This window comes from Streptomyces sp. NPDC002958, assembly GCF_055563255.1.
The window spans coordinates 116,111-136,868 of record NZ_JBVHDS010000007.1; the positions used below are offsets into that span (position 1 = coordinate 116,111).

Below are 20,758 nucleotides of genomic sequence, written 5' to 3' on the forward strand. Positions count from 1 at the left end.
GGCCGTTTTCGCAGGTCAACGGGGGACCGGATGGGATCAGGAGCACATCGTGCCGTCGGTTGGCGGGGTGCCGTCCAAGAGGTAGGTGTTGATCGCCGTGTCGATGCAGTCGCTGCCGCGGCCGTACGCCGTGTGGCCGTCACCGCGGTAGGTGAGGAGGGTGCCGGAGGAAAGCTGGCTTGCCAGGGACTCGGCCCACTTGTACGGGGTGGCGGGGTCGCGGGTGGTACCGACCACGACGATCGGGTCCGCGCCCTTCGCCTCGGTGCGGTGGGGGGTACCGGTGGGCTGGACCGGCCAGTGGGCGCAGTTCAGGGCGGCCCAGGCGAAGGCCCTGCCGAAGACCGGGGATGCCTTCTCGAAACTGGGAAGTGCCTGGGTGACTTCTTCGGTGCCGGCGAAGGCGGGTGGCAGATCCAGGCAGTTCACGGCGGCGTTGGCGAACATCAGGTTCGCGTACGTGCCGTTCGGTTCGCGTTCGTAGTAGCTGTCCGCCAGGGAGAGCAGGCCGGAGCCGTCGCCCTTCTCGGCGCCGGTGAGGGCCTCGCGGAGCTGGGGCCAGGCCGACTCGTCGTACATGGCAGCGATGACTCCCGTGGTGGCGAGGGATTCGGTGAGCTCGCGGGAGGCGCCGGTGGGGATCGGTTTGGCGTCGAGGTCGGCGAAGAGTTGGCTCAACCGGGTGGCCGCGTCGGCGGTGGATGTGGTGCCGAGCGGGCAGTCCGCCTTCTTCACACAGTCCGCGGCGAAGGCCTGGAACGCGGTCTCGAAGCCCGCGGTCTGGTCGCGGTTCGCGTCGACGGCGGAGAGCGACGGGTCCATCGCACCGTCCAGGACCAGGCGGCCGACCCGGGCGGGAAAGAGCTCGGCGTACGCCGCGCCGAGGTAGGTGCCGTAGGACGCCCCGACGTAGTGCAGCTTCTCGTCACCGAGCAAAGAGCGCAGCATGTCCATGTCGCGGGCCGTCTCGACGGTGGAGACATGCGGAAGGATCTCGTCGGAGCGCTGCTCACAGCCGCTTGCGAACTGCTTGTAGGCGCCGCTCAGCTCGGCGACCTCGGTGGCGCCGTCCGGGGTCTGGTCGACCTGCGTGTAGGCGTCCATCTGCGGACCGGTGAGGCACTCGACGGGCTCGCTGCGGGCCACTCCGCGCGGGTCGATGGCGACCATGTCGTAACGGGCCCGGACCTGGGCAGGGTAGCCGATGGCCGCATAACTCTGGAGATAGCCGATGGCCGAAGCGCCGGGGCCGCCCGGATTCACCAGGAGGGAGCCGATCCGCTCGCCCGGTCCGGTGGCCTCCTTGCGGGTGACGGCCAGCTCGATGTCACCGCCGTCCGGCTTCGCGTAGTCCAGGGGCGCCTTCATCGTCGTGCACTGGAATCCCTCGGCGCCGCAGTCCCGCCACCTCAGCTGTTGCGCGTAGTACGACGTGAGCGCGGCGGGGACGGACTGGGCGAGCGGCGAGGAGCTCGTCGAACTGTCGCTGCTGCAGCCGGAGATGAGGAGGCCGGCAGTGCCGAGCGCGGTGGCAAGGATGCGGAACGGGCGCCTGGTGTCCATCTTCGGAGCGTAGTCCCCGCGCGACGGTTCGCCCGATTCCCTGCTCTTACGAGTGAATGAGCAGCGATTCATACCGTCAGCCCGCGCGCAGCGCCATCGTCATCGCTTCCACCGCGAGCAGCGGCGCCACATTGCGGTCCAGCGCCCGACGGCAGGCGATCACCGCCTCTATCCGGCGCAGGGTGCGCTCGGGTGTGGAGGACCGGGCGATGCGGTCGAGGGCATCCTGTGCGTCCACATTGGCGATGGCGATCCCCGAGCCCATCTGGATGGCCAGTACGTCGCGGTAGAAGCCGGTCAGATCGCTGAGCGCCAGATCGAGGCTGTCGCGCTGGGTACGGGTCTTGCGGCGCTTCTGTCTGTCCTCCAGCTCCTTCATCACGCCCGCCGTACCGCGCGGCATCCGCCCACCGGCGGCCGCGCCGAGCGCGGCTTTCATCTCTTCCGTCTCCTTGGCGTCCACCTCCTCCGAGACCTGCTTGGCGTCATCGGTGGCGGTGTCGATCAACTCCTGGGCGGCCTTGAGACAGCCTCCGATGTCCTCGATCCGCAGAGGGAGCTTGAGCACGGCGGCACGGCGGGAACGAGCCCTCTCATCGGTGGCGAGGCGGCGTGCCCTGCCGATGTGCCCCTGGGTGGCACGGGCGGCGGACGCGGCCCGCTCCGGATCGATGCCGTCACGCCGGATCAGGACATCGGCGACCGCGTCGACCGGGGGCGTGCGCAGTGTGAGGTGACGGCAGCGGGAACGAATGGTGGGCAGCACGTCTTCGAGGGACGGGGCACAGAGCAGCCACACCGTGCGCGGCGCGGGCTCCTCAACCGCCTTCAGCAGGACGTTCCCCGCGCCTTCGGTGAGCCGGTCGGCGTCCTCCAGGACGATGACCTGCCAGCGGCCGACGGCCGGGGAGAGCTGGGCGCGGCGGACCAGCTCTCGGGTCTCCTTCACACCGATGGAGAGCAGATCGGTACGGACTACCTCGACATCGGCGTGCGTACCGATGAGGCTGGTGTGGCAGCCGTCGCAGAAGCCACAGCCCGGTGCGCCACCCAGGGCGCGGTCGGTGCTGGTGCACTGGAGGGCGGCGGCGAAGGCACGGGCGGCGGTGGAACGGCCGGAGCCCGGCGGTCCGGTGAACAGCCAGGCGTGGGTCATCTTCGACCCCGAAGGCACCGGCTCCCCCGCGGAGTGGGCGGTGACCAGCGCATCGGCGTCCCGGGCGGCGGCACCGAGCTGCTCCTGCACTCGGTCCTGGCCGACCAGGTCGTCCCATACGGTCATGGGTCACCGCCCTTCCGGTGGTGTGCGGTCGCGCGGCTGTCGTGCGATGCGGCCGCTCGGCTGTGACGTCACTGCTTGTCGATCCGGCTTTCCGGCCCGGCACCGGTCTTCCCGGCCCGGTTCCGGTTTTCCCGATCCGGTTTCCCATTGTGGGGGACGGGTCTGACAATCCCGGCAGCACGGCGATCCGGCTGCCGGGCGGGCCCCTCCGGCAGCCGTCACGGATCAGTGGCGCGGGCGGCGTCCCCGGCCCGAGGGACCTGAGTCCTCGTCGTCGCGGTGGCCGCCCAGCAGCTCGTCCGCCAGCGTCGGCAGATCGTCCAGCGGGGTCTCCTCGGCCCAGTCGGGACGAGGACGCCGGCCCCGGCGCTCCTGACGTTCCTGGCGCTCCTGACCGTCCCAGTGATCCTGAACCGGCTGCGGAGCGACCGCATGTGGGTCGCCGATCTGCGGAAGCTCGCGCGTGCGCTCGTTCTCGCTCTCCGGGGCGGAGCCCGCCGGACGCTCGTCACGGAAGATCCCCCGCGGAACACGGTCCTCCGGATTCGCCTCCCGAGTGGCCCGAACATCCCGAGCGTCCCCAGCGGCGCGTGCGTCCCGTGCGCCCCCAGCGGCTCGCGCGTCCCGTGCGTCCCGTACCGGAGGAAGAACCGCCGTCTCGTCCGCGGCACCCGCCGCGCCAGGGCGCTCGGACCTCTCGGTCCGGTCGGACCGGTCGTGGATCTTCGGGATCATCGCCGTCTCGGCCTCGTCGGAAGGCGTGGCCGGGGTGCCCGGCGAAGGCACCGGCTGCGTCACGTCATTCGGGTTGACGATCGGTGTCGGCATCGTGATCTCGTTGTCGGGTACGGACGCCACCGCAGCCGCCTCCGCCCGTGCCGCCTCCGCCGCGGCGGCCTTGCGCGCCTCCTCGGCGCGCAGCAGCGCTTCCTCGGCCTTGCGCTGCTTCTCCAGCCGCCGCGCCTCGGCCTCCTTGCGCAGCCGGGCCTCCTCCTCGGCCTGCCGACGCAGCCGGGCCTGCTCGGCCTCGCGGGCCGCTTCCTCGGCCTCTCGCCTGACCCGCTCCTCCTCGGCCAGACGGCGGGCTTCCTCGGCCCGTCGGCGAGCCTCCTCGGCCTGGCGTTCGGCCTCGCGCCGTTGTGCCTCCTCCAGCTCGCGGCGCTTGCGCTCCTCCTCCTCGGCACGGAGCCTGGCGAGCTGCTCCTGGCGCTCGCGCTCCAGCCGCTCCTCCTCGGCCTTGCGGGCCGCCTCCTCCTCGGCCTTGCGCCTGGCCTCCTCCTCAGCGGCCTTGCGCGCCTCCTCCTGGGCCTTGATCTCGGCCTCGGACAGCGGAAGGAGCTGGTCGAGTCGGTGGCGTACGACCGTGGTGATCGATTCCGGATCCTGGCCCGCGTCCACCACCAGGTAGCGGGTCGGGTCGGCCGCGGCCAGCGTCAGGAAGCCGGATCGCACCCGGGCGTGAAACTCGGGCGGCTCGGACTCCAGCCGGTCGGGGGCCTCGGTGAACCGTTCCCGCGCGGTCTCCGGATCGACGTCGAGCAGCACCGTCAGATGCGGTACGAGGCCGCTCGTCGCCCAACGCGAGATCCGGGCGATCTCGGTCGGGGAGAGGTCACGGCCCGCACCCTGGTAGGCGACGGACGAGTCGATGTAGCGGTCGGAGATGACGATCGCGCCGCGCTCCAGCGCCGGACGGACGACCGAGTCGATGTGCTCGGCGCGGTCGGCGGCGTACAGCAATGCCTCGGCCCGGTTGGAAAGCCCGGCCGACGACACGTCGAGCAGGATCGAGCGCAGCCGCTTGCCGACCGGGGTCGCGCCCGGCTCGCGGGTGACGACGACCTCGTGACCCTTGGCGCGGATCCACTCGGCGAGCGCCTCGACCTGGGTGGACTTGCCGGCGCCGTCGCCGCCCTCCAGGGCGAGGAAGAAGCCGGTCGCGGCGGGAGCGACGGCCGGGTCGCCGCCGCGCAGTGCCTCGCGCAGATCACGGCGCAGCGGCACTCCGGAGCGGTCGTCCGTCTTGGCGAGGACGATCACGGCGACGGGCAGCAGCAGTGCACCGATCAGCATCAGCGCGAAGGCCGCTCCACCGTGGGCGAAGACGAAGTCACCGGAGGTCAGCCGGTGCTCACCGATCGCGGCGGCCAGCAGCGGGCCCGCGAGCGCGCCGAGCGCGATGAGGACGCGTGCGACGGCCTGGAGGTGCTCGGTGGTCCTGGCCCGGCGGAGCTCCTCGGTCTCCTGGTCGACCAGGACATGACCGGTGCCGGCGGCGACTCCCGCCGCGTATCCGGCGAGCACCGCGATCATCACCACGGTCGCCGTGTCCGGCACGAGGCCCATGGCGAGGAGGGCGATGCCCGTGACGGCGATGGCCAGCGCGAGCAGCCGGCGCCGCGACAGTGCGGGCAGCACCTTCCCCGCGGTACGGATGCCGACGGCCGTGGCGCCGGTCAGGCCGAGGATCAGCAGGGCGAAGGTGGCGGGTCCGCCACCCAGTTCGGCGGCGTGCAGTGCGGCGACGGCGGCTGCGGCGGCAATGGCTCCGGCGACCGCGGCCGAGGCGCCGACGATCAGCGGTACGGCTCCGGTGCGGCCCTTGTCGGGTCCGCTGCCGGTCGACGGCCGGCGCAGGCCCTCCAGCGGCGAGCGCGGGCGGGGCGTCTGCGAACCGGGCAGTTCCAGGAAGTACAGGGTGGAGATCGAGGCCGAGAAGAGCCCGGCGGCGACATACGAACCGAGGGCCGCCTGGTGGAGCGAGAACCACTCCAGGCCCGAGCCCAGCAGGTTACCGGCGAGCGTGGCGATCAGCAGGACGGCCGCGGCGGCCGGAATGGCCGCGAAGTCGGTACGGATGGAGAGCCGGCGCAGTGCGTCGAGGTGGTCGGGCAGCGGGCGCACCGCTGCGCCCTCGGGGGGCGGGGCGGGCAGCAGCGCGGGGGCGGCACCATCCTTGGCGACCGTCCACAGGCGTTCGGCTGCGCCGATGACGAAGACGGTGATGAGGATCATCATGAGTGCCTTGTCGGGCATCCAGTCGATCCACAGCGGTGCGACGACCAGCAGCGCGAGCCGCAGTCCGTCCGTCCCAATCATCAGCCACCGCCGGTCCAGCGGGCCTCCCGGCGCGGTGAGTGTCGTCAGCGGCCCCAGGAGTACGGCTCCGAAGAGCAGGGTGGCAAGGATCCGGGCACCGAACACCGCGGCGACGGCAAACGCCGCCCCTCGGTACCCGGCTCCGAATGAGCCCTCAAGGACTGCCGCTTGCAGCGACATCAGCACCAGCACGAGAAGGGCGAGTGCATCGCCGATACTGCCGACGAGCTGGGCGCTCCACAACCGCTTCAGCGGCGGAACACGCAACAGGGCTCGCACGGCGCGCTCGCGTGAGTCTGCGGCAAGTGCGTCGGAGGTGGGGCTCACGACCGTTGACTGCTCGGCTCGCGTCATCCGCCCAGCCTATCCGGAGCAGTGGGGTCCCCGGAGGCCCCGCCCGAACATATGGGCATCCGGAGGCTGTGCCGACCCCTCCGGCGTTTGATGAGCGGGGGCCGGGTGGAGCTGCGGTTTCGGGAAGAGGCGGACCGGAAAACAGGCCCGCCGCGGGTACCCCGACCCTCGCCCCTTTGCCCACCCGGCCCCGGTACGCAAACGCCGGAGGGGCTGGAATATCCAGCCCCTCCGGCGATCGGTCTTACGGTCAGTCCTCCACGGACGCCGCGGTCGTCTTCTTCGCCGCGGTCGCCTTCTTGGCGGCCGTCGTCTTCTTCGCCGCGGTCGTCTTCTTCGCCGCGGTCTTCTTGGCAGCCGCCGTGGTCTTCTTGGCGGCCGTCTTCTTCACGGTCGCCTTCTTCGCCGGGGCCTTCTTCGCCGTCTTCTTCTTGGCGGGGCCCTTGGCACGCTTCTCGGCAAGCAGCTCGTAGCCGCGCTCCGGCGTGATGGTCTCGACGCTGTCGCCGGTCCGCAGCGTCGCGTTGGTCTCACCGTCGGTGACGTACGCGCCGAAGCGCCCGTCCTTGACCACGACCGGAGCCCCGCTCACCGGGTCGGTGCCCAGTTCCTTCAGCGGCGGCTTGGCGGCGGCGCGGCCGCGCTGCTTGGGCTGGGCGTAGATCGCGAGGGCCTCTTCGAGCGTGATGTCGAAGAGCTGGTCCTCGGAGGTCAGCGAGCGCGAGTCCGTGCCCTTCTTCAGATACGGGCCGTAACGGCCGTTCTGTGCGGTGATCTCGACGCCGTCCGCGTCCTCGCCGACGACACGGGGCAGCGACATCAGCTTGAGCGCGTCGGCCAGCGTCACCGTGTCCAGCGACATCGACTTGAAGAGCGAGGCCGTCCGCGGCTTCACCGCGTTCTTGCCGGTCTTCGGCGTGCCCTCGGGCAGCACTTCCGTGACGTACGGACCGTACCGGCCGTCCTTCGCGATGATCTGGTTCCCGGTGACCGGGTCCGCACCGAGCTCGTAGTCACCGCTCGGCTTGGCCAGCAACTCCTCCGCGTACTCGACCGACAGCTCGTCGGGCGCCAGGTCCTCCGGCACGTCCGCGCGCTGGTGGCCCTCGGCGTCCTTCTCCCCTCGCTCGATGTACGGGCCGTACCGCCCGACACGGAGCTTGATGTCGTTGCCGACGGTGAAGGAGGAGATCTCCCGGGCGTCGATCGCGCCGAGGTCGGTGACAAGCTCCTTGAGACCGCCGAGGTGGTCACCGTCGCCGTTGCCCGCGGCGGAGGCCGCGCCACTGACGGCGTCGTCGCCCTCACCGAAGTAGAAACGCCTCAGCCACGGCACGGACTGGGCCTCGCCCCGCGCGATGCGGTCGAGGTCGTCCTCCATCCGCGCGGTGAAGTCGTAGTCGACGAGTCGGCCGAAGTGCTTCTCCAGCAGGTTGACGACGGCGAAGGAGAGGAAGGACGGAACGAGCGCCGTGCCCTTCTTGAAGACGTAGCCGCGGTCCAGGATCGTGCCGATGATCGAGGCGTACGTCGACGGGCGGCCGATCTCGCGCTCTTCGAGCTCCTTGACCAGCGAGGCCTCCGTGTAGCGGGCCGGCGGCTTGGTGGCGTGGCCGTCGACCGAGATCTCCTCGGCGGACAGCGCGTCGCCGTCGGCGACCTGCGGGAGGCGCCGCTCACGGTCGTCGAGCTCGGCGTTCGGGTCGTCGGCGCCTTCGACGTACGCCTTCATGAAGCCGTGGAAGGTGATCGTCTTGCCGGAGGCGGAGAACTCGGCGTCGCGGCCGTCGCTCGCGCGGCCGCCGATCTTGACGGTGACGGAGTTACCGACCGCGTCCTTCATCTGGGAGGCGACGGTCCGCTTCCAGATCAGCTCGTAGAGACGGAACTGGTCGCCGGTGAGGCCGGTCTCGGCAGGGGTGCGGAAGCGGTCGCCGGAGGGGCGGATCGCCTCGTGCGCCTCCTGCGCGTTCTTGACCTTCCCGGCGTACGTGCGCGGCTTGTCCGGCAGGTAGCCGGCTCCGTACAGCTGCGTGACCTGCGCCCGGGCTGCGGAGACCGCAGTGTCCGAGAGGGTCGTGGAGTCGGTACGCATATAGGTGATGAAGCCGTTCTCGTACAGCTTCTGCGCAACCTGCATGGTGGCCTTGGCCCCGAAACCCAGCTTGCGGCTCGCCTCCTGCTGGAGGGTCGTCGTACGGAACGGGGCGTACGGGGAGCGGCGGTATGGCTTCGACTCGACGGACCGGACGGCGAACGTGGCGTCGGCGAGCGCGGCGGCCAGGGCGCGGGCGTTCGTCTCGTCCAGGTGCAGCACCTGGCCCGAACCGGACTTCAGCTGCCCGTCCGGACCGAAGTCACGGCCCTGGGCGATGCGGCGGCCGTCGACCGCGCTGAGGCGGGCGGCGAGGGTCGACGGGTCGGAGGCGTCGCCGGTGCGGCCGGTGGCGAAGGTGCCGGTCAGGTCCCAGTACTCGGCGGAACGGAAGGCGATGCGCTCACGCTCACGCTCGACGACGAGACGGGTCGCCACGGACTGGACACGGCCGGCCGACAGGCGCGGCATGACCTTCTTCCACAGGACCGGCGAGACCTCGTAGCCGTAGAGGCGGTCGAGGATTCGGCGGGTCTCCTGGGCGTCGACCATGCGCTGGTTGAGCTCGCGCGGGTTGGCGACGGCCTCCCGGATCGCGTCCTTGGTGATCTCGTGGAAGACCATCCGGTGGACCGGGACCTTGGGCTTCAGGACTTCCTGCAGATGCCACGCGATGGCTTCGCCCTCGCGGTCCTCATCGGTGGCGAGGAAGAGTTCGTCGGACTCGGCGAGGAGCTGCTTGAGCTTCCTGACCTGCGCCTTCTTATCCGCGTTGACGACATAGATGGGCTGGAAGTCATGCTCGACGTCAACGCCGAGCCGACGGACCTCGCCGGTGTACTCGTCCGGGACCTCTGCGGCGCCGTTCGGCAGGTCGCGGATGTGCCCGACGCTCGCCTCGACGACGTATCCGGGGCCGAGGTAGCCCTTGATCGTCTTCGCCTTGGCAGGCGACTCGACGATGACGAGTCGGCGGCCGCCCTGTGCGGTCTCGCTGGTCGGGGACAACTTCGCTCTTCTCTCCGGTCGACACTCAGTGGGCATCCGGGCAGCGCGATGGCGCTGCCGAGGGTGCTGTCGCTGCGGAGTGTGACGGTACAACCCGCCCCCGTGTCAAACGGCAAAAGCCCGCAACGGCCACTCGAACGGTAACCCGACTTCCGCCATTCCTGCCGCTCGGACTGCCCGGTCCACCGTGCGCACGGCCGCTGCCTGCGGGTTTCTGGTTGCTGTGACAGCGCCGCGGACGTCGGCGCTGAGACGCGGACGGTCCGGGCGTGTTCCCTGCCACTGCCCGCCGTGCCCTGCGGTTCCCGGCCCCGTCCGCTCCGGCCGCTCCCCACCGGTCCGGGGTCCGGTCCGGTGGAAAGTGGATCGGCTGCGGGCTCAGATGCGGGTGAAGCACCACACGCCGAGGACGAGAAAAAGTACGCCGAACACAGTGGCGAGAGTGACGGAGGCGACGGGGCTCACACCGTGCGCCACCGGCGCACGATGCAGCACGCGCGCCCCCGTCCACAGCAGCAGCGCGGCACCGAACAGCGCGAATGTTGTTCCAGCGAAGACCGCGGGTCCACTCTCCATGTCCGTCCGCCTCCCTGCTCCCTGCTCGGCCGGGGCCTGTGCCCTCCGGTCAGGGGGAGGCTGCCACCCCAGGACGTCGCGGACGCGAACCCCGGGTGAATGGCCGGATTCACCCATCGCGGTGGACCGGGACCGAGGCCCGGGGGGCAACACCGGGCTGCGAGCCAACCGGAATCCGCGGCCCTCGCGGCAGACCGGCGACGCTGAGCATGAAGACGCTGATGGCGAGGCCGTTCATTACGTACGGCGGTACGCGCCTGCACCAGAACGGAGCCCGGTGACGGAGCCAGTGACGGAGCCGGTGAAGGAGGCGGCAGCAGTAGTAGCGGTGGTGGCGGCCGCCCCACCCCGGAACCACGGCAACGCCATCAGCCCGCCGACGGCACCGGCTCCAGGAAGCCCTCCTCCACCAGCAGCCGGATCGCCTGCGGGGTGCGGTCGCGCAGCAGCACCGGGTCCTCGTTCATCAACTGGGCGATCGCGTCCAGGATCCGGCCCGCCGGCAGCGTCCCGTCGCACACGCCCGCGAAGCCGGCGCCGACGGCATCGACCTTCGTCGCACGCCGCATGCCACGGTTCTGACGGAGCACCACATGTTCGGGATCCTCCGCGCCCGGCAGGCCGACCTGCTCCTGCACGACCTCGGCGGCAAGGGTGAAATGACCGGCCAGGAGCGCCGCGTCATCCTGTTCGCGGAGGTAGTCCTGGCCGGCGAAGTGGGCCTGGACGGCCTGTCCGAGCGGCTGCTCCACCGCGTGCGGCCACTCCTCGATCACGACGGACGGATTCCCGGCGGCAGCCGCGGCGGACTTCCGCAGGGTGATCCAGCCGAAGCCGACGCCCTTGGTCTTGCGGGCCTCGAACTCGTCCAGCCAGGCGTCGTACCGCGCCGCGTACTCGGCGGGGTCCGTGCGGTGGTCGCCACTGTCGCGCAGCCACAGCTCCGCGTACTGCGTGACGTCCTGTACCTCGCGCTGCACGATCCAGGCGTCGCATCCGTGCGGCACCCAGGAACTCAGCCGGTTCTGCCACTCTTCGCCCTCGATGTGCTGCCAGTTGGCGAGGAAGTGGGCGTATCCGCCTTCATTCAGCCGGTCGCCCGACTGCTGCACCAGGGTCCGGCACAGGTCGTCGCCGCCCATGGCTCCGTCGCGGTAGGTCAGTCGGGCGCCGGGCGAGATGACGAACGGCGGGTTGGAGACGATCAGGTCGTACGTCTCGGTGCCGACCGGCTCGTACAACGACCCCTGGCGCAGCTCGGCCGGGGCGGCGCCGGACAGGGCGAGCGTCAGCCGGGTGAAGTCCAGCGCACGCGGGTTGAGGTCGGTGGCCGTGACCCGGGTGGCGTGCTGCGAGGCATGCAGCGCCTGGATGCCGGAGCCCGTACCCACGTCGAGCGCGGAGACGACGGGTGTCCGGACGGTGATTCCGGCGAGCGTGGTGGACGCCCCGCCGACGCCAAGGACCACGCCTTCCTCGCGCGAACCGATGCCGCCCGCGCCGCCGACCGCGCAGCCCAGGTCGGAGACGATGTACCAGTCCTGCCCCTCGGGCCCGCTGTACGGCCGTACGTCGACCGTGGCCCGCACCTCGTCACCGGCGTGGGTCACCCAGCCGTCCTCGATGCACTCGGCCAGCGGGAGCACGGCACGGGCCCGCTCGTACGGAACGGGGTGCTGGAGCAGGAAGAGCCGCACCAGTATTTCGAGCGGCGAGTCGCCCCGGGTGGCACGCAGCGCCGGAACCGTCTCGCTGCGGGCGAGCGCGGCGTAGGCGGGCGCACCGAGCAGGTCGAGGAGCCCGTCGGCGGTGAAGGCGGCGGCGAGCAGGGCTTCGCGGAGCCGGGGCGAACGGTCGGGCGCGGGGAGACTGGTCGTACTCACCCACCTATTGTGGCCGCTCCCACTGACAACGGCAGCGGCCCGGCTCCCGCCTGCGCCGTCGGGCCGTCGGGCCGTCGGGCCGTCGGGCCGTCGACACAACCGCTGTACCCGCCGTACCCGCTGTACCCGCCGTACCCGCGTCCACGGCTGTAACGGCTGTATCCGCCGCAGCCGCGGACGCCGCGTCCACCCGGTTACGACTTCTTGCTGGGCGACGGGGAGGCCTGCTTCGTGGGAGTGGCTTTCGGCGGCACCGAGGTCGTCGGCTTCTGGCAGCCCTTCTGCTTCGCCATCGCGGCGCCGACCTCGCCGGACTGGAGCTTCTTCAGCGCCTCGTCACCACTGGTGCTGATCTTGTTCAGCTCGTCCGCGATGCCCTTGAGACCGTCGGCGAACTTCGCCTGGTCCTTCGTTTCGAGGGCGTCGACCTTCTTCTGCAGGTCCGCGTACGCCACGGAGGAGGCGTTGAGCTCCTTCACGGCCTCCTTCTGCGTGGTCTCGCCGCCGTCGACCGGGGGCGGGCCCGCCGAGTCGACAGCCGCGCCCAGCGCCTTGTACGCCTGCGAGATCTGCTGGAAGGCGGCCGAGTCGGTCTTCTGGACGTCGGCGGGCTTGCTGTTGTCGGCAGTCTGCTGCTGGATGGAGGCGTTGGCGTTCGCGATCTTCTGCAGCTGGGGCTGGACCTGGTCGCAGACCGTCTTGGCCCAGTCGTTCACCTCGTCAGTGTTGTCGCTGGCGCAGCCTGACAGCGTAAGTACCAGTACCGCACCGCCGGACAGCGCGGCCGCAAGCTTCTTGTTCACCGGATCGGTCCCTTCCAAGGCTCTCGGCCCCGGAACTTACACGTCGAGCGCCCCCCATCCGGATGCCGGACGTCCGATAAGTGGCCTTTTGTAGCCATTTGCACCAAGGGAAATGAGGGAGATACAACTCACCCACACCGCCCTCAGGACTCAGGAACACCTGCACGAGCAAGCCCACGGACGGGTGTATGCGCGGCGACGGGCGGGTGGGCCGACGACGTACGACCGGGCGGACAGCACATCGGAGTGCGCCACCCGCCCGGTCGTTGATCCGAGGCCGACTACGTGCCCCCGCCCTCTTCCCGTCGCCGCTTCACAAAACAGGCGCCTGGTCCGACGACTTGGCGCGCCTGCCTCCTCCCTCCTCCCTGTCACCGGGGTCCCCCTCGTCCCCCACGGCGATCCCACGCCGCTTGGAGACGTAGACCGCGCCGATGATGACGGCGACAGCGAGCACCGCCACCACCGCCCGCACGCCGGCGCTCGCGTCCTGCCCGTAGCTGAACTGCACCACCGCCGGGGCGATGAGCAGGGCGACCAGGTTCATCACCTTGAGCAAGGGGTTGATCGCCGGTCCTGCCGTGTCCTTGAACGGGTCACCGACCGTGTCACCGATCACAGTCGCGGCATGGGCCTCGCTGCCCTTGCCCCCGTGATGGCCCTCCTCGACGAGCTTCTTGGCGTTGTCCCACGCACCACCGGAGTTGGCGAGGAAGACCGCCATCAGCGTGCCGGTGCCGATGGCGCCCGCGAGATACGAACCGAGCGCCCCGACACCGAGCGTGAACCCGACAGCGATCGGCGCCAGGACAGCGAGCAGGCCGGGGGTGGCGAGCTCGCGCAAGGCGTCCTTGGTGCAGATGTCGACGACGCGCCCGTACTCCGGCTTCTCTCTGTAGTCCATGATCCCTGGATGTTCACGGAACTGCCGCCGCACCTCGTAGACCACGGAACCGGCGGACCGGGACACCGCGTTGATCGCCAGCCCGGAGAAGAGGAAGACGACCGCGGCGCCGAGGATCAGGCCCACCAGGTTGTTGGGCTGCGAGATGTCCAGGCTGAGAGTCATCTCCCCGGCCTTGGCCCCCACGTCGCCGACCGCCGTGGCGATCGCGTCGCGGTACGAGCCGAAGAGCGCCGACGCCGCCAGGACGGCGGTGGCGATGGCGATGCCCTTGGTGATGGCCTTGGTGGTGTTGCCGACGGCGTCCAGGTCGGTGAGGACCTGGGCACCGGCGCCCGTGACGTCACCGGACATCTCCGCGATGCCCTGCGCGTTGTCGGAGACCGGGCCGAAGGTGTCCATGGCAACGATGACACCGACGGTGGTGAGCAGCCCGGTCCCCGCCAGGGCCACCGCGAAGAGCGCGAGCATGATCGACGTACCGCCGAGCAGGAACGCTCCGTAGACACCGAGGCCGATCAGCAGCGCCGTGTAGACGGCGGACTCCAGACCGATGGAGATACCGGCGAGTACGACGGTGGCCGGACCAGTCAGCGAGGACTTGCCGATGTCCCTGACGGGACGCCGGTTGGTCTCGGTGAAGTAGCCGGTCAGCTGCTGAATCAGGGCGGCCAGCACGATGCCGATGGCGACGGCCACCAGTGCGAGGACCCGCGGGTCGCCGCTGTGCGAGGTGATGGCGCCGTCGGTGACCCCGTCCAGCTCCGCGTACGAGGACGGCAGGTAGACGAAGACCGCCACGGCCACCAGGACGAGCGAGATCGCCGCGGAGATGAAGAAGCCGCGGTTGATGGCGGTCATTCCGCTGCGGTCGGCGCGCCGCGGAGCGACCGCGAAGATTCCGATCATCGCGGTGACCACGCCGATCGCCGGGACGATCAGCGGGAAGGCCAGGCCGGAGTCTCCGAAGGCAGCCTTGCCGAGGATGAGCGCGGCGACGAGCGTCACGGCGTACGACTCGAATAGGTCGGCCGCCATGCCCGCGCAGTCACCGACGTTGTCGCCCACGTTGTCGGCGATGGTGGCGGCGTTGCGTGGATCGTCCTCCGGGATCCCCTGCTCCACCTTGCCTACGAGGTCGGCGCCGACGTCCGCGGCCTTGGTGAAGATACCGCCGCCGACCCTCATGAACATGGCGATCAGCGCGGCACCGAGACCGAAGCCCTCCAACACCTTCGGAGCGTCGGCGGCATAGACGAGGACGACACAGGAAGCCCCGAGCAGGCCGAGACCCACGGTGATCATGCCGACCACGCCGCCGGTACGAAAAGCGATCTTCATCGCCTTGTGCGAAACAGCGGTGAGATCTTTTTCGGGTTCACCTTCCGCAGGAGTCGCCTCACGCGCAGCAGCGGCCACACGAACATTGCTGCGTACGGCGAGCCGCATCCCGATGTATCCGGTGGCCGCCGAGAAAAGCGCACCCACCAGGAAGAACAAAGAACGGCCTGCACGCTGCGACCAACTGTCGGCCGGAAGCAGCAGAAGCAGGAAGAAGACCACGACGGCAAAGATGCCGACGGTGCGCAACTGTCGGGCCAGATAGGCATTCGCGCCTTCCTGGACGGCGGCCGCGATCTCCTTCATACGGTCGGTTCCCTCGCCGGCCGCCAGCACCTGGCGCACCAGCAGCCGGGCGACGACCAGCGCGGCGATGGCGACGACCGCAACGACGATCACGATGACGCGATTGCCGTCGGTGAGTACCGCGGCCGCGAGAGATGCGGGTCGACCGGAAGGTGCGGAAAGTGCGGAATCTTGCGTCAGTCCTGCCAGTGGGGTGTTGAAGAAATCCGCCATACGTCCTCCTTGACGCTCAGCGCTCAAGACGTGGACGGATTGTAGGTAGCGGAAGCTGATCAAAACAGTACGCCGTAAATGTAATTGACCTGCATGGGTGGATCAACAAATGACCGTGGCCGCAGATCGACCCAAATGCAGTAATGGGGCAGGCACATTCTCCGCAGATCATTGATCACGCAGAAATGAAAAAAGGCCCTGCTCAGCAGGGCCTCAAAAGAAGGATCAAGAAATGGACCGGGGGAGGGATTCGGAGGAATCGGGACGGTCGGACCGCCCGCGCCCCTTGCGGCGCCTCAGGGGAGCACCGTCGCGGGCATCTTCGGCCAGCTCATGCGGATCACTCCGCCGTTGGCTCCCGAACTGACTTCCACATCATCGACGAGGCCGCTGATGACCGCGAGACCCATCTCGTCCTCGCCGTCGACGTCGGTCTCTGGATCCGGCCCATCAAGCCGCACGCCGGGCGTGGCGCCGCGTGTCGCGGAAGCTCCGGGGGGCCCGCCGGGAGCGGGCTCGGCACCCGGTCCGGGCACCTCGTCGCCGACCTCGATGGAGAAGGACTTCTCCTCCTCGGTCAGAACGACGGAGACGGGAGCGGTGATGCCATGGCTGCGGTGCAGCCCGACTGCTCGGCTGCAGGCTTCACCTACAGCAAGTCTGACCTCGTCGAGCACGGCTTCATCGACCCCGGCCCTGCGCGCCACGGCGGCTGCCACGAGGCGTGCCGTCCTGACGTGTTCGGGCTGGGCGCTGAAGCGGAGTTCAACGGTGGCCATGCGATTCCCCTCAGACGTACGGGCGTGCATCCCAGGGGCCCGGGCACGCTGCCCGACACCCCAGCTCTTCTTCCGGTCTTCATTTCGGTCGCCCCGTTCCTTCCTCCGGAACCGACGAACCCGTCGGCCGACCGACCGGCCTGGTCGTCGACCGCCGGACAGCCGGCCCACCGACATACAGCCGTCAGCCGACCGACAGACGGCCCACTCCCAGGCGGCCGAATGACAGACGGGCGGACGACCGGCCGAACAGGCGGCTGGCCGACCGACAGACAACCTGCCGACTGCCGAACGGTCGACCGACCCGCAACCGACCGGCCGCCCGAGCGGTCGTCCGACCGGTCGGGGCGCTGGTTACCCAGCTCCCCGGCCACTCACTGACCGACCACCTGGCTGTCTGCCGACAACCGGCCGTCAAGGCCCGCCTGCGTTGCACCGGCCGCCTGTCACGGCTGCCTGTGCGCCGACCGCGCGCCGGTTCCGGCCTTCGGCCGATCCGACCAGTGGACCGGCCACGGGCCGACCGTCAGTCGGTGGCCGCAACTGCCTCGTCGACCGTGGTGTGAATCGGGAACACCTTGGTCAGACCAGTGATCCGGAAGATCTTGAGAATGCGCTCCTGGTTGCAGACCAGGCGCAACGAGCCCTCATGGGCCCGGACACGCTTCAGGCCGCCCACAAGCACGCCGAGGCCGGTGGAGTCGAGGAAGTCGACGCCTTCCATGTCGACAACCAGGTGGTAGCTGCCGTCATTCACCAACTCGACCAACTGCTCGCGCAGCTTGGGCGCGGTATACACATCAATCTCGCCACCGACCTCGACGACCGTACGGTCGCCACCAGGGCCGGACACATTGCGAGTCGACAAGGACAGGTCCACGGATCCTCCAGCACCTTGCTATCGAGCGGTCGCCCCTCGGTCTCCCCGGCGGAGCCAGGGGACGGATCGCCAGCCGCGATGGCATTCAATCACTTACCAGCAGCCATGCACGACGCCTTGGGACCATTGTCCGTCATGCCAGTGACACACTCGGTGTCGATGGCCAAGAATCACCGCCCCAGTCGACCACCCGAGAACAGGGACTCCCGCCCCTCTCCCGCCATGGTCCTCGACCGGCTCGCCGCAGCGGCGGGCCGGTCCGCGCGCATCACTCATACGGAGCACTTGCCCCCGCGCACGGGAACCCATGCCTTCTGGCCCGATCGCATCCGGCCAGAAGTGATCGCCGCGATCCAGAAGGCCGGAATCGACCACCCGTGGGCGCACCAGGCGGCCGCCGCCGCGCACGCCCTGGACGGCGATTCCGTGGTCATCGCCACCGGCACGGCGTCCGGCAAGTCGCTCGCCTATCTCGCCCCGGTGCTCACCGCCCTGCTCGACGGCTCCGAGGCCCCGAACGGCCGTGGCGCGACGGCCCTGTATCTCGCTCCCACCAAGGCCCTGGCCGCCGATCAGAGGCGTGCGGTGAAAGAACTCGCGGCACCGCTCGGCAACGCCATCAGACCCGCGGTCTACGACGGCGACACCCCGGTCGAAGAACGCGAGTGGGTACGCCAGTACGCCAACTATGTCCTGACCAACCCCGACATGCTGCACCGCGGGATACTCCCGTCCCACCCCCGCTGGTCCTCCTTCCTGCGCGCCCTGCGCTTTGTCGTCATCGACGAGTGCCACACCTACCGGGGTGTCTTCGGCTCCCACGTCGCCCAGGTGGTGCGCCGGCTACGCCGCCTGTGCGCCCGCTACGGAGCGAATCCGGTCTTCCTCCTCGCCTCGGCCACCGCGGCGGAGCCCTCCGTCGCGGCGGGCCGCCTCACCGGTCTCCGGGTCGAGGAGGTCGCCGACGACGCCTCGCCCCGCGGCGAAATGGTCTTCGCCCTGTGGGAGCCGCCACTGACCGACCTGCACGGCGAGAAGGGCGCGCCCGTCCGCCGTACCGCCACTGCCGAGACCGCCGACCTCCTCACCGATCTGACCGTCCAGGGCGTACGCTCGGTCGCCTTCGTACGCTCACGGCGCGGCGCCGAACTGATCTCCGTCATCGCCAAGGAACGCCTCGCCGAGGTGGACCGCTCCCTGCCCGCCCGGGTCGCCGCCTACCGTGGGGGTTACCTCCCCGAGGAACGCCGCGCCCTGGAGCGGGCCCTGCACTCCGGCCGGCTGCTCGGCCTGGCCGCCACCACCGCCCTCGAACTCGGCGTCGACGTTTCCGGCCTGGATGCCGTCGTCATCGCGGGCTACCCCGGTACCAGGGCGTCGCTGTGGCAGCAGGCGGGCCGCGCCGGACGCGCCGGCCAGGGCGCCCTGGCCATCCTGGTGGCCCGCGACGACCCGCTGGACACCTTCCTCGTCCACCATCCCGAGGCGCTGTTCCAACAGCCCGTGGAGTCGACCGTCCTGGACCCGGACAACCCGTACGTTCTCGCCCCTCACCTGTGCGCCGCCGCTGCGGAGCTCCCGCTCACCGAACCCGATCTGGAGCTCTTCGGCCCGGCCGTGGCCGAACTGCTGCCACAGCTGGAGGCCGCGAAGCTGCTGCGCAAACGGGCATCGGGCTGGCACTGGACCCGCCGCGAGCGCGCCGCCGATCTCACCGACATCCGGGGCGAGGGCGGCCGCCCCGTCCAGATCGTCGAGGAGGGCACCGGCCGACTGCTGGGCACCGTCGACGAAGCGGCCGCGCACGCCGCCGTCCACCAAGGCGCCGTCCACCTCCACCAGGGCCGCACCTATCTGGTCCGGAAGCTGGATCTGGAGGACTCGGTCGCCCTGGTCGAGGAGGCCAACCCGCCGTACTCGACGACCGCACGCGACACCACCGCCATCGCCGTCCTGGAGACCGATACCGAGATCCCGTGGGGTGACGGGCGGCTGTGCTACGGCTCCGTGGAAGTCACCAACCAGGTCGTCTCCTACCTGCGTCGCAAACTGATCACCGGTGAGGTCCTCGGCGAGGCCAAACTGGATCTGCCGCCCCGCACTCTGCGCACGCGCGCCGTGTGGTGGACTGTCACGCAGGAACAGCTCGACGCCGCCCGTATCAACCCGGAGATCCTGGGCGGCGCCCTGCACGCCGCGGAGCACGCGTCGATCGGAATGCTGCCGCTCTTCGCCACCTGCGACCGATGGGACATCGGTGGCGTCTCCGTACCGTTGCACCTGGACACCCTGCTGCCCACGGTCTTCGTGTACGACGGTCACCCCGGCGGTGCCGGATTCGCCGAGCGGGCCTTCCACACCGCCCGAACATGGCTGACCGCGACCCGCCAGGCCATCGCGTCCTGCGAATGCGAGGCGGGCTGCCCGTCCTGCGTCCAGTCCCCCAAGTGCGGCAACGGCAACGATCCGCTGCACAAACGCGGCGCAGTGCGCCTCCTCAGCGAACTCCTCCGATCCGCACCGCCGGACCCCGCGGAGCCGAGCCCTCCGGAACCGTCGGAGGCGACGGCACCGGAGAGCCAGGGGCAGTCACGGGAGGGCCGGCCCGGGACCTGACCGCCGGTTCGTACGGCCCAAGACGCACCCGGGCCGTCACATCGGCAATCTCCCCGTGCACTGTGCACCGCACCACCACCGCCCCCTGCGCCGAAGCCACCTCCCCGGCCGCCCGGCACGCCGCCTCGGGCCCTTGCAGGGCCCGGTCGGCCGCTGCCAGCGCCGCCAGGTCCGCCGCACCACCGGCCCGGTGCCGAACGACCACCACCTGCCCGAGCGCCAGCACAACCGCGAACACCGCGCACAACGTGGCCGTGGTCATCGCCACCCACACCGTCGCCAGGCCCCGGTCCCGGTCCGCGGCCCGGCCCCGGCTGCGACCGCGACCGGGGCCGCAACCCCCACGTTTGCGCAGCCACCCGATGACGGCTTCCCGGGCGCCCCTACCCATCCTGGTCATGGCGTCACCCCCACCGTGTCCTCTGCCAGTGCCGCCGCCTCCGCGTGGAGCGTCAGGGCCAGCGGACCGGGTCCGGGCATCGGCGCCGCCACCCGCACCCGCCAGAACTCCCCGGCCCGCTCCATCGCGACTTCGGCCCCTCCGGGTGCCGCCGAACGGGCGGCTTCCAGCACTTGCGCCTGTGGTTCAGACCGGGCCGCCGCCCTCGCCCCGGCCCTGGCCGCGTCCACGCACCGAATCTGGGCGGAGGCGGCCATCAGCGCCCAGACCAGCGCCAGGGCGAACACCACCAGCACCGGAATCGCCATGGCCGCTTCCGCCGACACCGCACCCTGGTCCCCACCGCCCGCAGTCTCGCCCACGGCCCCGGAAAGGCCTCCGGCGCACTCGCCGGAACCGCTCCTAGAACTTCGCATCGAGCGCGTCCTTCAGTAGTGACTGCAGCGCGGACATGACCGGCTGGCTGGTCACCACCTTGTAGAGCACCGCCGCGAACGCACAGGCCGCGATCGTCCCCACCGCATATTCGGATGTCGTCATTCCGTTGTCCGACCGGACTCGGCGTGCCATGCTCCGCACCCAGCCCCTGATTCGCTGCACCATTTCAGCCCCCGCGACATGCGTAATTCATGTTAAATGGTCACTTACTTGCGCTT

Annotated in this window: 14 protein-coding genes; 1 reads left to right on the forward strand and 13 read right to left on the reverse strand. The window is 70.2% G+C overall.

The window, feature by feature from the left end:
* Nucleotides 1-36 precede the first annotated feature (36 nt).
* The 10 genes from ACZ3IC_RS15125 to ACZ3IC_RS15170 form a co-directional block, all read right to left on the reverse strand.
* Nucleotides 37-1,563, reverse strand: coding sequence for an alpha/beta hydrolase (locus ACZ3IC_RS15125; protein WP_467416281.1), 1,527 nt, complete (start codon nucleotides 1,561-1,563; stop codon nucleotides 37-39).
* 76 nt (nucleotides 1,564-1,639) lie between these two features.
* Nucleotides 1,640-2,845, reverse strand: coding sequence for a DNA polymerase III subunit delta' (locus tag ACZ3IC_RS15130; protein WP_467416284.1), 1,206 nt, complete (start codon nucleotides 2,843-2,845; stop codon nucleotides 1,640-1,642).
* 225 nt (nucleotides 2,846-3,070) lie between these two features.
* The gene (tmk, locus tag ACZ3IC_RS15135) at nucleotides 3,071-6,298 is read right to left on the reverse strand and encodes a dTMP kinase (RefSeq protein WP_467416287.1); all 3,228 of its coding nucleotides are present in this window, start codon (nucleotides 6,296-6,298) and stop codon (nucleotides 3,071-3,073) included.
* 250 nt (nucleotides 6,299-6,548) lie between these two features.
* The gene (gene topA, locus ACZ3IC_RS15140; protein ID WP_467416290.1) at nucleotides 6,549-9,401 is read right to left on the reverse strand and encodes a type I DNA topoisomerase; all 2,853 of its coding nucleotides are present in this window, start codon (nucleotides 9,399-9,401) and stop codon (nucleotides 6,549-6,551) included.
* A 378-nt stretch (nucleotides 9,402-9,779) separates the two neighbouring features.
* Nucleotides 9,780-9,977, reverse strand: a complete 198-nt coding sequence (locus tag ACZ3IC_RS15145) for a hypothetical protein (RefSeq protein WP_467416291.1) — start codon at nucleotides 9,975-9,977, stop codon at nucleotides 9,780-9,782.
* 368 nt (nucleotides 9,978-10,345) lie between these two features.
* Nucleotides 10,346-11,860: a DUF7059 domain-containing protein gene (locus ACZ3IC_RS15150; RefSeq protein WP_467416293.1), complete on the reverse strand. Its 1,515-nt coding sequence runs from the start codon at nucleotides 11,858-11,860 to the stop codon at nucleotides 10,346-10,348.
* 194 nt (nucleotides 11,861-12,054) lie between these two features.
* Nucleotides 12,055-12,663 carry a small secreted protein gene (locus tag ACZ3IC_RS15155; protein ID WP_467416296.1) on the reverse strand — a complete coding sequence of 203 codons (609 nt, stop codon included), beginning with the start codon at nucleotides 12,661-12,663 and terminating at the stop codon, nucleotides 12,055-12,057.
* 313 nt (nucleotides 12,664-12,976) lie between these two features.
* Nucleotides 12,977-15,427: a sodium-translocating pyrophosphatase gene (locus tag ACZ3IC_RS15160; protein ID WP_467416297.1), complete on the reverse strand. Its 2,451-nt coding sequence runs from the start codon at nucleotides 15,425-15,427 to the stop codon at nucleotides 12,977-12,979.
* A 296-nt stretch (nucleotides 15,428-15,723) separates the two neighbouring features.
* Complete coding sequence (locus ACZ3IC_RS15165; RefSeq protein ID WP_467416300.1) at nucleotides 15,724-16,206, reverse strand: ATP-binding protein; 483 nt, start codon at nucleotides 16,204-16,206, stop codon at nucleotides 15,724-15,726.
* A gap of 526 nt (nucleotides 16,207-16,732) precedes the next feature.
* Nucleotides 16,733-17,086, reverse strand: coding sequence for an STAS domain-containing protein (locus tag ACZ3IC_RS15170; RefSeq protein ID WP_003967428.1), 354 nt, complete (start codon nucleotides 17,084-17,086; stop codon nucleotides 16,733-16,735).
* A gap of 78 nt (nucleotides 17,087-17,164) precedes the next feature.
* Here ACZ3IC_RS15170 and ACZ3IC_RS15175 point away from each other — a divergent pair, with 78 nt between their 5' ends.
* The gene (locus ACZ3IC_RS15175) at nucleotides 17,165-19,702 is read left to right on the forward strand and encodes a DEAD/DEAH box helicase (protein ID WP_467416302.1); all 2,538 of its coding nucleotides are present in this window, start codon (nucleotides 17,165-17,167) and stop codon (nucleotides 19,700-19,702) included.
* On the opposite strand, the gene ACZ3IC_RS15180 is transcribed toward ACZ3IC_RS15175, so the two are convergent.
* From ACZ3IC_RS15180 to ACZ3IC_RS15190, 3 genes are read right to left on the reverse strand one after another with little or no spacing between them, the layout of a single operon-like run.
* Nucleotides 19,584-20,102, reverse strand: coding sequence for an Rv3654c family TadE-like protein (locus ACZ3IC_RS15180; RefSeq protein ID WP_467416304.1), 519 nt, complete (start codon nucleotides 20,100-20,102; stop codon nucleotides 19,584-19,586). The genes ACZ3IC_RS15175 and ACZ3IC_RS15180 overlap by 119 nt on opposite strands.
* A complete protein-coding gene (locus ACZ3IC_RS15185; protein ID WP_467416305.1) occupies nucleotides 20,099-20,518 on the reverse strand; it encodes a TadE family type IV pilus minor pilin in 420 nt (139 codons plus the stop codon). The genes ACZ3IC_RS15180 and ACZ3IC_RS15185 overlap by 4 nt, the downstream gene beginning before the upstream one ends.
* Nucleotides 20,505-20,705 carry a DUF4244 domain-containing protein gene (locus tag ACZ3IC_RS15190; protein WP_467416308.1) on the reverse strand — a complete coding sequence of 67 codons (201 nt, stop codon included), beginning with the start codon at nucleotides 20,703-20,705 and terminating at the stop codon, nucleotides 20,505-20,507. Before ACZ3IC_RS15190 ends, ACZ3IC_RS15185 begins: the two co-directional genes overlap by 14 nt.
* Nucleotides 20,706-20,758 lie beyond the last annotated feature (53 nt).